Annotated in this window: 11 protein-coding genes; 7 read left to right on the forward strand and 4 right to left on the reverse strand. The window is 64.1% G+C overall.

Going from position 1 to position 13,086, the window contains the following annotated elements; all coding sequences use genetic code 11:
- The first annotated feature begins 60 nt into the window (after nt 1-60).
- The 6 genes from mtnK (at nt 61) to ACMAUO_RS04490 (ending at nt 5,688) form a co-directional block, all read left to right on the forward strand.
- Complete coding sequence (gene mtnK, locus ACMAUO_RS04465) at nt 61-1,311, forward strand: S-methyl-5-thioribose kinase (RefSeq protein WP_420355771.1); 1,251 nt, start codon at nt 61-63, stop codon at nt 1,309-1,311.
- Between the two features lie 18 nt (nt 1,312-1,329).
- Nucleotides 1,330-1,887, forward strand: a complete 558-nt coding sequence (locus ACMAUO_RS04470) for a hypothetical protein (RefSeq protein ID WP_420355772.1) — start codon at nt 1,330-1,332, stop codon at nt 1,885-1,887.
- Between the two features lie 96 nt (nt 1,888-1,983).
- On the forward strand, nt 1,984-3,606 hold the full coding sequence (locus tag ACMAUO_RS04475; RefSeq protein ID WP_420355773.1) for an ABC-F family ATP-binding cassette domain-containing protein: 1,623 nt from the start codon (nt 1,984-1,986) through the stop codon (nt 3,604-3,606).
- A gap of 128 nt (nt 3,607-3,734) precedes the next feature.
- Nucleotides 3,735-4,238, forward strand: a complete 504-nt coding sequence (locus tag ACMAUO_RS04480; protein WP_420355774.1) for a hypothetical protein — start codon at nt 3,735-3,737, stop codon at nt 4,236-4,238.
- Between the two features lie 56 nt (nt 4,239-4,294).
- The gene (locus ACMAUO_RS04485) at nt 4,295-5,254 is read left to right on the forward strand and encodes a BPSS1187 family protein (protein WP_420355775.1); all 960 of its coding nucleotides are present in this window, start codon (nt 4,295-4,297) and stop codon (nt 5,252-5,254) included.
- The gene (locus ACMAUO_RS04490; RefSeq protein ID WP_420355777.1) at nt 5,251-5,688 is read left to right on the forward strand and encodes a hypothetical protein; all 438 of its coding nucleotides are present in this window, start codon (nt 5,251-5,253) and stop codon (nt 5,686-5,688) included. Before ACMAUO_RS04485 ends, ACMAUO_RS04490 begins: the two co-directional genes overlap by 4 nt.
- Before the next feature lie 211 nt (nt 5,689-5,899).
- Here ACMAUO_RS04490 and ACMAUO_RS04495 read toward each other — a convergent pair whose 3' ends face one another.
- Nucleotides 5,900-8,269, reverse strand: coding sequence for a TonB-dependent siderophore receptor (locus ACMAUO_RS04495; protein WP_420355778.1), 2,370 nt, complete (start codon nt 8,267-8,269; stop codon nt 5,900-5,902).
- A 310-nt stretch (nt 8,270-8,579) separates the two neighbouring features.
- Between ACMAUO_RS04495 and ACMAUO_RS04500 the strand changes: the two genes are divergently transcribed.
- A complete protein-coding gene (locus ACMAUO_RS04500; protein WP_420355779.1) occupies nt 8,580-9,455 on the forward strand; it encodes a peptidylprolyl isomerase in 876 nt (291 codons plus the stop codon).
- 97 nt (nt 9,456-9,552) lie between these two features.
- Here the strand turns inward: ACMAUO_RS04500 and ACMAUO_RS04505 are convergent, their stop codons facing one another.
- The 3 genes from ACMAUO_RS04505 to gluQRS all read right to left on the reverse strand — a co-directional run bounded on the left by ACMAUO_RS04505 (nt 9,553) and on the right by gluQRS (nt 13,021).
- The gene (locus tag ACMAUO_RS04505) at nt 9,553-10,767 is read right to left on the reverse strand and encodes a pyridoxal phosphate-dependent aminotransferase (RefSeq protein ID WP_420355780.1); all 1,215 of its coding nucleotides are present in this window, start codon (nt 10,765-10,767) and stop codon (nt 9,553-9,555) included.
- Nucleotides 10,768-10,778: 11 nt separating this feature from the next.
- On the reverse strand, nt 10,779-11,981 hold the full coding sequence (locus ACMAUO_RS04510; protein WP_420355781.1) for a pyridoxal phosphate-dependent aminotransferase: 1,203 nt from the start codon (nt 11,979-11,981) through the stop codon (nt 10,779-10,781).
- A gap of 122 nt (nt 11,982-12,103) precedes the next feature.
- Nucleotides 12,104-13,021: a tRNA glutamyl-Q(34) synthetase GluQRS gene (gene gluQRS / locus ACMAUO_RS04515; protein ID WP_420357200.1), complete on the reverse strand. Its 918-nt coding sequence runs from the start codon at nt 13,019-13,021 to the stop codon at nt 12,104-12,106.
- Nucleotides 13,022-13,086: the final 65 nt, after the last annotated feature.

Genomic DNA, 13,086 nt, shown 5'->3' on the forward strand with positions numbered 1-13,086 from the left:
TTCCCCGCCCGCCATGCTATGCTCCCGCCACACCGACGACCCGGCTACGAGACACAGAGCATGACCCGATCCGCCTCCCCCACGGCCTACCGCACACTGGACCCGGCCGGCATCCGCGCGTTTCTCGCCGCCCAGCCCGCCCTCGCGGCACGCGTGGGTGGCCAGCCGGACGACTGGCGGGTGCGCGAGGTCAGCGACGGCAACCTCAACAATGTATTCCTGATCGACGGCCCGGCCGGCGGAGTCTGCTTCAAGCAGTCCCTGCCCCATGTCCGGGTGGACCCCAACTGGAAGATGCCGCTGGACCGCACGGCATTCGAGGCCGCCTATCTGCGCGCCGTCCGCCCCCATGTCGGCGCCCTCACGACCGAACTCCTGCATTTCGACCCCGACCTGTTCGTGCTGGTGGTCGAAAGCCTGGACGGCCACGTGGTGCTGCGCCACGGCCTGATGCAGGGCGGCGACTGGCCCGAAGCCGCCGCCGCCATCGGCCGCTTCGTGGCCCGCGCCACCTTCCCCACCTCGCCGCTGGCCCTGAAGTTCGAGGACGCTTCAGCCCTGCTGGCCCCCTTCGCCCGCAACCACACCCTCACCCGCATCACCGTCGATCTGGTGCTGACCGACCCCTACCACGCCCACCCGCGCAATCACTGGCTCAGCCCCGAACTGGACCCGATCGTGGCGAGCCTCCGCGCCGACCCGGCCGTGCGCCGGCGCGTGGGGCAGATGCAGGCCCGTTTCCTCACCTGCCAGCAGGCCCTGCTGCATGGCGACCTGCATACCGGCTCGGTGATGGTCGCGGCCCACGATACCCGCGTCATCGACGGCGAATTCGCCCTCCCCGGCCCGATCGGCTTCGATTGCGGCCTGTTCGTCGGCAATCTGCTGATGCACCTCTTCGCCACCCCCACGCCAGAAGGCCGCACCCGCGCGCTACGCGACATCGACCAGTTCTGGCACCACTTCCGGCAGGATTTCACCACCCTCTGGACCAACGCAATCGCCCAAGGCCAGTCCGGCGACGCCTACGCCGCCCCCCTGTTCCGCAACGATCCCGCATCCCTGCAACAGGTGCAGACCCAGTTCCTCGACGACATCGAAGCCGACACGATCGCCTTCGCCGCGCTGGAGATCATCCGCCGCCTCACCGGCTACGCCCACGTCGCCGATTTCGACGTGATCCCGGACCGTGCCACCCGCGCGGCAAGACAGGAAGCCGCCCTGCGCCTGGCCCACGACCTGCTGGCGCACCCCGAACGCACACCCACCATCGCGGCGCTCAGCACCCTCGCCGCCGATCGCGCCGACTGAATGAAGGCAGGTCCCGCAATGGACTTCCCGACAGTGCCCAACGCCGATCAGACCCTGCTCCCGAACATATCGACAACAGAAACCCGGCAGCCGAGTGCACGCATAGGCTATTCACTCGCCATCAAGATGGCACTCGTCGATTTCGCCTTGAATGTATTGTGCCTCCTCGCCCTGCCGGGCCAATCGAGCGCCGATCCACATAATCATGAACAGCCGGGCTACATCGCATTATTCGTGGATTTTCTCTTCACCGGCCCCTTGATGGAGACATCAATATTCCATTTCGGCTATAAATTCATCTTCTCGCGCCCCTGGAACCTGACCGGCAGAACGAGACTGATATTTTACATCATCCTGTCGGATCTCATTTTCTTCGTTCTGCATCTCCCCAAGCAAAGCCACGGTATTTTCACTGAACACTCTTTCTCCGCTGCCCTCGTCATCGGGTTCGTATCCGGCAGTATCTTCAGCCTCACCTACTACCAATCAATCCGTCAGCATTGCCGCCCCTATCTCACCACGGCCCTCTGTCACGGGCTCTGCAACGGACTGCTGGAAATCCTCTATTTCCTGTAAAGCGTCCCTTGCGTGCGCCCCTGCGGTTTACGGCACGCAAGGGCTGGGCAATAAGGGCGCTCCCGCTCCGCCCCTCCCTTCGGCATCTGAGGCCCCATGATCCGTCTCGACACTATCAGCAAGCATAACGGCCATCGCGTCATCTTCATCGAGGCATCGGCGGCGCTGCAAAAGGGCGAGAAGATCGGGCTGGTCGGGCCGAACGGCGCGGGCAAGACGACGCTGTTCCGCCTGATCACCGGCCAGGAAGACCCCGATGAAGGCCAGGTCCTGACCGATCGCGGGGTCTCGGTCGGCTTCTTCAACCAGGATGTCGGCGAGATGTCGGGCCGCAGCGCGGCTGCCGAGGTCATGAACGGCGCCGGCCCGGTGGCCGAGATCGGGGCGGAGCTGGCCGAACTGGAAACCGCGATGGCCGACCCGGAGCGGTTCGACGAACTGGACGCCATCCTCGAACGGTTCGGCGAAGTCCAGGCCCGCTTCGAGGAACTGGGCGGCTACGCGCTGGAAGGCCGCGCCCGCGAAGTCCTGCACGGGCTGGGCTTCAGCCAGGAGATGATGGACGGCGATGTCGGCCGCCTGTCGGGCGGGTGGAAGATGCGCGTGGCCCTGGCCCGCATCCTGCTGATGAAGCCGGACGTGATGCTGCTCGACGAACCGAGCAACCATCTCGACCTGGAAAGCCTGATCTGGCTGGAACAGTTCCTGGCCGGCTATGACGGCGCCCTGCTGATGACCTCGCATGACCGCGCCTTCATGAACCGGATCATCAACAAGGTGATCGAGATCGACGGCGGCACGCTGACCAGCTTCTCGGGCGACTACGAGTTCTACGAGCAGCAGCGCGCGATGAACGAGAAGCAGCAGCAGGCGCAGTTCGACCGCCAGCAGGCGATGCTGGCGAAGGAAGTCGCCTTCATCGAACGCTTCAAGGCCCGCGCCTCCCACGCCGCGCAGGTGCAGAGCCGGGTCAAGAAGCTCGACAAGATCGACCGGGTCGAGCCCCCCAAGCGCCGCCAGACGCTCTCCTTCACCTTCCCGCAGGCCCCGCGCTCGGGCGACGCGGTCGTCAATCTGCGCGGCGTGGACAAATCATATGGCAGCCGGGTGATCTACAAGGATCTCGACCTGCTGATCCGCCGTCAGGAGCGGTGCTGCGTGCTCGGCGTCAACGGCGCCGGCAAATCGACCCTGCTGAAACTGGTGACCGGCACCACCGAGCCCGATGCCGGCACGGTCACGCTCGGCGGCAGCGTCAGGATGGGCTATTTCGCCCAGCACGCCATGGACCTGCTCGACGGCAGCCGGACGATCTTCGAAACCCTGAACGACGCCTTCCCCCTCGCCCCCCAGGGCTCGCTCCGGGCGCTGGCCGGCGGCTTCGGCTTCTCCGGCGACGATATCGACAAGCTCTGCCGCGTGCTCTCCGGCGGCGAAAAGGCGCGGCTGGTCCTGGCCCTGATGCTGTACGACCCGCCGAATTTCCTGGTGCTCGACGAACCGACCAACCATCTCGACATCGCCACCAAGGAAATGCTGATCACCGCCCTGGCCGATTATGACGGCACGATGCTGTTCGTCTCCCACGACCGTCATTTCCTCGCCGCCCTGTCGAACCGGGTGCTGGAACTGACTCCGGAAGGCCTCCACCGCTACGATGGCGGCTACACGGAATATGTCGCCCGCACCGGCCGCGAAGCGCCAGGCCTGCATGCCTGAAAGGCGGTTTCCCGCCCTTCGGAGTCCATGGCCGGACGACGAAAAGCTTGCTGAAAGGCGGACATACTTTATTGTCTTGCCAGCCGTCCTGTAGCACCATGCGGAGCGTGTCTCGGAGGACCTTCAAGGTGCGCCTCGCGTTCGCTCTCTCCGCCCTCCTGTTCCTTCCGATTGTTGCAATCGCAGGCCCGAAAATATCAGGGCCATGGATTCCGACGCCCCTCCATGGCGGTCTGCCGACTATCCACCACGCTCTGGACCCGCACAACCGCATCGGACAGACCGGCATTACCCTTGAGACGACCCGACTGAGCGACCTGTACCGGGATCATGTGATCCCAACAGTCGGGCATGAGGGCGACGCATCGGCATCCCATGCCCTCAAGTCCGAAGACGTGACGATTGCCGGACAGGCAAGGTTTGGTACCACCCCAGGCGACCTTGTCCAGGCCTTCGGCCCGGCAACCTTTCGCCGGAGCGGCCATGATAGCTCTGTCATCATGGATTGGCGCTACAGTCAGCCTCTTTCAACCAGGCCGGGTGAAGGGTTCAATACATACGGCGATCTGGTCGCGCGCTTTGACCATAACCAGATGACGAAAGTATTTTTCAGCCGCACGACTGCAAATTAATGCCCGGAAAGGCGCAATTCCGCTTTCAGTGTCCGGCGAGGCGCAGGGATAGTCCGATGCGTACCTTCATAAAAGCTGCTTCTGGAATTCTTCTCCTTTTCTGCATGCGGCCCGAGTTTGCAGGCGCCGCCGACTGGTCCAGCCAGATCGTTGAACATGACGTCGATCCGAGTGACACCGACAGGGACATCGACAGAAGTGATTCACGAAATGTCTCGGGATATCTTAAAGATAACAGAGAGGATGGTCGTCTTCTCGTATTCTTCGGCGGAGCCCCGTCGCTACGTCGAACGCCGACCATTCCGTTCATTGCCGATGCGTTGGAGCATCATTATCGCGTTATCATGATTGATTACGTCTATAACCCACCCGGAACGCGGTTGTGCGACCAGTCAGAAGACCCCTGCTTCTCGCAATACCGCAAGGCAAAGCTTTTTGGCGGTTCACCTATGGAGGGGCTCGATGTCTCGCCAGCCGAGGGACTGGCAGCACGAACAGCCGCCATGCTGCGCTATCTGCATCGAAGATGGCCGTCGGAACATTGGGACCGATATCTCGATCACAATCAGCCGAGATGGGCCGATATTGCGGTTTCCGGTTTTTCCCAGGGCGCCGGACTGGCCGCTTTTTTCGCGAAGAGTACGCCGGTTGCGCGCGTCATCCTCCTCTCCAGCCCCTGGGACCATTATCAGGACACCGGCACCATCGCCTCATGGCTTTCCGCTTCATCGGCCACGCCGGCCGATCGCTGGTGGGGGATGTACTCCGCGCATGAAACAAACGCACCATGGATGCAGAAAACCTATGCGGCCCTGGGTATCCCGCCTGATCACATCCGTCTGGTCACGGACGCCGCGCAATGCAAGCCCGGCTCCGGCAATTACATGCCAAACCATTGGTCCGTCGCAGAGCTTGGCTGCACACCTCGAACATCCGATGGCCAGTTCATGGAGAAACCCCTATGGGACCTGATGCTGGGAGACGGCGACCTGAAAAATCAGGAGAATACGCGATGAGTGCCGCCGGCAAGGGGGGCCTGTTCGTTATCCTCACGCTCCTGTCGATCGCGAACGCGCAGGCCCGGGAATTTTTAAGATATGAACCTTCCGTGGTCAGCATGCACGGTTCGATACAGCGCGTTCCCTGTGTCGCGTCTGACAGGAAGCCTGTTTCCGTTCAATGCCACATCCTGCGATTAACGATCAGCCGGCCCGTCGATGTCGGCCAAGGCGTTGAAATCGATACGCCCGTCACCAATCAGCGACATTTCGACATCGTTCTTGAACAGAACTCCATTGTGGCAGGCGTTACCGGCGCGAGAGCCCGGGCCGCATTGTCAGAGCTCGTGGACAAGCCGGTCAGGGCCATCGGATCGCTGACATACGCCCCCACGATGGGAACCACGACCATTCGTTTCGTAGTCAGAGATATCGAGAGGGATAACAGGTAAGAGGCTGTTTGCAACGTCATCCCGCCGGCGATCCGACGCGCATTTTCTGCGCTTCGGTGCTCACGGGCATTAAGCCCGCTCCGCTCCGATGCTCAAAATTACTCGCCGGCCGTGCCGCTTATGCGGCACTCTCCCTGGGCAGGCCGACTTTTCAAACAGCCTCTAAGAATCCGGATTTTGCTGATGTTCCCATGGACCGGGAAGACGCCCCTCAGAACTCCGCCGACAAGGTGAAGTGGTAGACACGCGGCAGTCCCGCATACAGGGTCGATGCCGCCCCGGACGTGCCACTGGGCGCCCCCGTATAAACCGATGCCCAATAGCGTTCGTTGGTCACGTTGCTGACGCCGAACCGCGCCACCCACGGAAAGCGGGCGACGTGGAAGGCATAGCGCGTGCCCAGTTCCAGCGTCGTGTACGACCCGGTATGCAGCGTATTCGTCACGTTGGCCGCGCGGTTGCCCATGTAATGGACACCGGCATTGAACGCCCACCCCGACGCGAAGGAACCCAGCGAGGCCGGCAGCCGATAATCCAGCAGCAGGCTTGCCTGCAACGGCGCCGCACCCACGATTTCCTTGTCGTTATAGGCGGCGGTCCTGCTGCCAACCAGTTCCGCATCCAGCCAGGTCATGCCGGCAAGAACGGAAAGGTTCGGCAGGACCTCACCCGAAATCTGGGCTTCCACACCATAATTGCGCTGCGTGCCGCCATAAGTGTAGGTCTGGCAGGTCGTCCCGCCGGCGCAGGTGCCGTTCGCCGCCGCAACATACATCGCATAAGGCGAAGTCATGCGGAAACCCGCGACGTTGAACTGCATTTTCTGATAACGCAGCTTGTAGCCGACTTCATATTCTTCCGAATGCGCAATCGGCAGCGCGATGTTGGTATTGGTATAATACTGACTGTTCGGCGTCACCGGCCCCGCCTCGACCGACCGCCCATAGGTGAAATAGAAGGTCTGGTTATCGGTCGGCTTGTACATCAGGCTGGTCGTCGGGCTGAAAGCCGCGTTGGCCGAAAAGGTCTTTTTCAGCGCACTGCTGGCATTCAGCGCCCCCTTCTGGTCGATCCAGCTCCAGGCAAGCGTCCCCATGATCGACCAGTGCCTGTTGATCGTCAGCGTATCGCCCACGATGAAGGACTGGCTGACGATGCTGCTCGATTTGTAACGCCCCGTATAATAAGGCTGCGTGCCGCTGGTGGGCGCGTCCCCATACATATTGTATGTTCCAAGGCTCTGCGCCGGCGTCACGGCCCTGACAGGGTTGTAATTCCCCATCATGTAGCCATTGGTGCCGATCACCAGGTCATGCCTGACCGGCCCGGTATAAACACGGCCGTTGAAATACGCCATGTTGCTGCCGACACGGAAATCGTTGGCCGTCGTCGTCGCGGTCGCCTTCGAGGAATAGAACCCATCCGTGCCGCCGGTCGCGGTCAGCGTATCGCTGATGCCGAAGGACTGCCGCATGGCGTCCTGGTAAAGCCCGCCCAGCGTAAAGCTCCAATCCTCGTTGATCTGGTGCCGGACCTTGGCCAAGAACGTATTGGTCTCCATGTTGTAGCCGCTCCAGCCCGGCGCCAGGCGCCTGCCCAGGTCCGGCGCTTCGGGCAACTGCCCGCCGATACCGGTCGGATTGGCGGCAGTACCGGCCGGAATACCAAAGCCGGGCGCGAGGCCACGCGCGGCGTAGGTATAATGGCTGGCATCCAGCTCGATAACCGTCTTGTCGTCCAGATGGATATCGAAATCCGCGCTGACCATCTCACGCCGGATCGAGCTTCCCGACGCATAGCCCGTGCCGTCGGCATGCAGCATGTTCAGGCGGTAGCCAAACCAGCCATTCCGGCCGACGCGCCCGGAGATATCGCCATTGACGATGGGCGTGCCGATCGAATCCGCACCGACCGAAAGCCGCTCGGTCCGCCGGTCGGTCGGGCGCTTGAGCGTATATTCAAAGACGCCAGCCGGGTTTTCCGGCCCATACATCGCCCCGGCCAGCCCGTTGAGGACTTGCAGGTTATCGACCCATTCCGCCGGATAAGGCGTGGTGGAGACCACATTCAGCCCGTCGAGGCGCGAATTGGCAACCACGTCGGCCTCGAACCCGCGCGACTGCGGGCGGGACGTATTGGGGTCGCCCCGGATCTCCAGCTGCACCGAGGGCAGATACTGCGCCATGTCGTTGATGTTGCGGAGCTGCTGGTTGACCGCGACGTCATGCGGAACGCCCATGATGGAATACGGCGTATCCAGCGTGTCCCGATTACCCAGCGGCCCCAGATAGACGGTCTTGTTCATATATTTGGCGCCCGTGCCATCCGCCGCATGATGGCCATGGACGGTCACCGTTTCGCCGTTCGAACCATCCAGTATCCCGGCGATCGGGGCCGCGGCGGCCGGCGTTTCAGCAGCCCGCGTTCCGGCGGCGGGCGCCTTGGCCGCCGCCGTCTTGCCGGCGGCATGGCTGCCGGTCTTGCCCGGCGTGGAAACAGCCGGCGCGGCCAGCGCCGAACTCGCCAGCAGACAGGCGCCAAATGTTCCGGCGATGAAAAAGGGAGAAAAGCGATCGTGCATGGATCTGGCGCGCCCGGATATGAACAAAGACCATAAGATGTGTCTTTTTTGCCACCGCCGATCCGGGCCTGTCTATATACCACCATACATAGATCCATATATGATGGAATATAATCACAAACTGTTGCCAGAATAATACAGGTGCGGCGATCCCCCGATAAATGCCGGAAGAGATGACGCGGAAAGAATGTCCGTGGAATTCATCCGCCCCGCCGACCATTCGACGGGCCGGGCACAAAAGGGCAGACGCGGAAATCCCCCCTGTTTTCACACTTGCCGTCATCCTTTCGCCGCGGGCATGATCATTCTCATGCGCCGTTTCCTGCCGATCATCGCCCTGCTCCTGCCGAATGCCGCCGCCGCGGCACCGAACCCCACCCCCGCCGAGATCGTGGCCCACGCGCCAGATACCGCCTGGGCCGACGTGCCGCCGGACCGGCTGCTGGTCATGACACTGGCCGACGGCGCACAGGTGACGATCGAACTCGCCCCCCAGTTCGCACCGGTTCATACCGGCAATATCGTGCGTCAGGCCCGCGCCCACGGATGGGACGGCGGCGCGATCGTCCGCGTGCAGGACAATTACGTCGTGCAATGGACCACGCGCGACGGAAAGGCCAAACCGCCCGCAGGCTTCGTTGCCCATCCGCCGGCGGAATATGATCGCGCCCGTCAGGATATCGCCATTCGTCCACTCGGCTTTCCCGATCCCTACGCGCCGTCGTCCGGGTTCTGGTCAGGGTGGCCCGTGGCGGCCGAGGGCGACCGGGTATGGCTGCCCCACTGCTACGGCATGGTCGGCGCCGGCCGCGACATGCCCCCCGATACCGGCGACGGGCAGGAACTGTACGCCGTCAACAGCGAAGCCCCCCGCCAGCTCGATCGCAATCTCGCCGTCGTGGGGCGGGTTCTCACCGGCATGGAGTCTTTCGGCGCCCTGCCGCGCGGCACGGCCGCCCTGGGCTTCTACGCCAGCAAGGCCCAGACCGTCCCGATCCAGAGCATCTCGCTCGCCGCCGATCTGCCCCGGGCAAGGCAGCCGCATCTTCAGGTCATGCGAACCGACAGCCCCACATTCACGGATTACCTGAACGCCCGCGCCAACCGCACGGACCCGTTCTTCGTCCGCCCCGCCCATGGCGTCGCGTTGTGCAATGTGCCGGTGCCCGTACGGTCGAAACCTTAAGGCCGTATTTGTTCTTTTTTGAAAAAAAAGAACCAAAAAACTTTTATTCGTTCAGGGATTTTTTGCTGGGAACATAAGATATCCCTGAACGAATGCCTTAGTGCAGGCCGTCTACGAAATCGGCGATCCGTGCACAGGCTTCGCCCAGCACGTCATCACTGGTCGCGCAGGACAGGCGCAGGTAAGGCCCCAGCCCGAACGCGCTGCCCTGCACGCAGGCCACATGCTGTTCCTCCAACAGGGCGCGGGCAAAATCCTCGTCCGTCCGCACCGCCTGCCCGCCCCGGCTGGTCCGCCCCAGGCAACCGGCAATGCCCGGATAGGCATAGAACGCCCCGTGCGGCATGGCGCAGGTCACGCCGGGAATGGCGCGCAACGCCTCCACCACCATCGTGCGGCGCCGCGCATAGGTATCGCGCATCTCCGCGATCAGCGACGCCGGCCCATCCAGCGCCGCCGCCGCCGCCGCCTGCGCGATCGAACAGATGCCCGAGGTCGCATTGCCCTGGATCCGCGTCATCATGCGGATCAGCCGTTCCGGCCCACCCGCATACCCCACGCGCCAGCCGGTCATGGCATAGGATTTCGAAACCCCGTTCACCGTCAGGATGCGCGACGCCAGATCCGGCGCCACGGCCGCCAGCGCATGATGCCGCGCCCCGTCGAAAACCAGATGTTCGTAGATCTCGTCAGAAAGAATCCATGCCTGCGGATACCGGCGCAGCACCTCGGCCACGGCTTCCAGGTCCGCCAGCCCCATCACCGCGCCGGTCGGATTGCTGGGGAAGTTCAGCACCACCCAGCGCGTACGCGGCGACATCGCCGCCTCCAGCGCCGGCGCGGTCAGCCGGAACCCGTCTTCCTCGCGGCATTCCGCCACCACCGGCACCCCGCCGAACAGCCGCGCCGCCAGCGGATAGCTGACCCAGTACGGCGCCGGGATCACCACCTCGTCGCCGCCGTCGATCGTCGCCATGAAGGCGTTGAAGATCACCTGCTTGCCGCCATTGGAGACCATGATCTCCGACAGCTTGTACTCCAACCCGTTCTCGCGCGCGAATTTGCGCGCGATCGCCGCCTTCAGCGCCGGCGTGCCGTCGACGGGCGGATACTTCGTCTGCCCGTCGAGCGCCGCCTGATGCGCGGCCTCGATCACCGCGCGCGGGGTCGCGAAATCCGGCTCGCCCAGCGCCAGCGACAGCACCCGATGCCCCTCGGCCCGCAACGCCCGCGCCCGCACCGCCATGGCGATGGTAGCCGGCGATTCCAGCCGCCCGGTGCGGGCGGCAAAGCCGGGTTCATCCAGGATCATGGGACCAGTCCTCAGCGCAGGCCGGCGCAGAAGCGCTGGATACGGGTGCAGGCCTCGCGCAGGCTCTCGGTGTCCGTGGCGTACGAAATACGGAAATGCCCGGCGAACATGAAGGCCGCGCCATGCACCGCCGCCACGCCCTCTTCCTCCAGCAGCGCGGTGACGAAATCCTCGTCATTGGCAATGGCGCGCCCGCCGACACTCACCTTGCCCAGACAGCCCTCGATCGACGGGAAGACATAGAACGCCCCCTCCGGCCGATGGCAGCTCAGCCCCTTGGCCTGGTTGAGCATCCCCACCACCAGGTCGCGCCGGTCCTGATAGGCCCGCACCATCTCGCCGATGAAATCCTGCGGGCCAGACAGAGCCTCCAGCGCCGCCGCCTGGCTGATCGAGCATGTGCCCGAGGTCGACTGGCTCTGCAGCTTGTTCATCGCCTTGGTCAGCACGGCCGGCGCGCCCGAAAAACCGATGCGCCAGCCGGTCATGGCATAGGCTTTCGAAACCCCGTTCATCGTCACGGTGCGGTCGCGCAGCTTGGGCTCCACCTGCACGATGGTCGCGGGCACGAAGCCGTCGTAAACCAGCTTGTCGTAGATATCGTCGGTAAAGATCCACACATCCGGGTGCCGCAGCAGCACGTCGCAGATCGGCCGCAGATCCTCGGCCGAATAGGCCGCACCGGTCGGGTTGCAGGGCGAATTGAGGAAGAACCACTTGGTCCGGGGCGTGATCGCGGCCTCCAGATCCTCGGCCCGCAGCTTGAATCCGGTCTCCGCCGGGCACGGCACGATCACCGGCACCCCGTCGGCCAGCGCCACGATGTCGGGATACGACACCCAGCACGGCGCGGGGATGATCGCCTCATCCCCCGGGTTCAGGGTCGCGACCATGGCGTTGTAGATCACCTGCTTGCCGCCGGTGGAGACGATGATCTCGTCGGCCGTGTAATCCAGCCCGGAATCGATGCGGAACCGCTCGGCCACGGCCCGGCGCAGCGCCAGCGTGCCGGCCACGTCGGTATATTTGGTCTGCCCCTCGGCGATCGCGCGGATCGCCGCGTCCTTGATGTTCTGCGGCGTGTCGAAATCGGGCTCGCCGGCCGACAGGCTGATAATATCCTGTCCAGCCGCCTTCAAGGCGCGCGCCTTGGTCGAAATGGCGATGGTCTGGCTGGGGCTGACCTTGTTCAGACGGGCGGCGATAAGATCCATGACACCAAGTCCACAGTAACGGGGAAACCAGTAACGGGGAGAAGCGCCGGCACCACGGGCGGCCCGGCGGGCGCACACCGTAATGCGAAGTGCAGGCCGAGGAAACTGCCGATCGCCGCAGATCAGGCCGGCAGGACCGCTTTTCCCATCGCCGCCTCGCGCACGGCCCGCGCATCATGCCCCGCCGCCCGCAGCGCCCGCAGGGTCTGCGCCCGGTCGCGCTTGGCCAGCCGGCGCCCCTCTTCATCCAGCAGCAGCGGATGATGGACGTAATCCGGCGCGGGCCAGCCCATCAGCACCTGCAACAGCCGATGCACCGCGGTCGCGGGGCGAAGATCCTCCCCCCGCGTCACCAGGCTGACTCCCTGCAACGCATCGTCATGCGTCACGCACAGATGATAGGACGCCGGGCAGTCCTTGCGCGCCAGCACCACGTCTCCAAACGCCGCGACCGGCGCCGACACCATCCGCCGCTCCCCTCCGACCCATTCCCGCCAATGCATCACGTCGCCACCCGCCTCGGCGGTCGCCCGCGCCATGTCCAGCCGCAGCACATGCGGCACGCCGGCGGCAAGCCGTTCGGCCCGCTCCGCCGACAGGCCGCGACAGGTGCCGCCATAGGCCAGCGTGCCGTCGGGGGCATGATGCGGCGCGTGCGCGGCCTCGGCGGCCTCCCGCCTGATATCGGCGCGGGTGCAGAAACAGGGATAGAGCAGCCCGCGCCCCGCCAGTGCGTCCAGCACGGCCCGATAATCCGCCATATGATCGGACTGCCGGCGAACCGCGCCATCCGGCACGATGCCCAGCCAGGCCAGATCCTCGATAATCGCTTCTTCGCATTCCCTGCGGCAGCGGCCGGGATCGATATCCTCGATCCGCAGCAGGAAGCGCCCGCCCGACTCGCGGGCCGCATTCCACGCCGCGAGCGCGGCGGCGGCATGTCCCAGATGCAGAAACCCGGTCGGGCTGGGCGCAAAGCGCGTCACCCACCCACGGCCCGTATCCGGATTTCCATCCTGAAAACAGCACGATGCCGTCATGTCTTCACGCTCTCTCATTCGCCACCATGCCGCACAGCCGGCATGAATCCCCCCGCCTCCCTTGC

This window comes from Gluconacetobacter brunescens (assembly GCF_048695475.1).
Taxonomy (GTDB): Bacteria; Pseudomonadota; Alphaproteobacteria; order Acetobacterales; family Acetobacteraceae; genus Gluconacetobacter.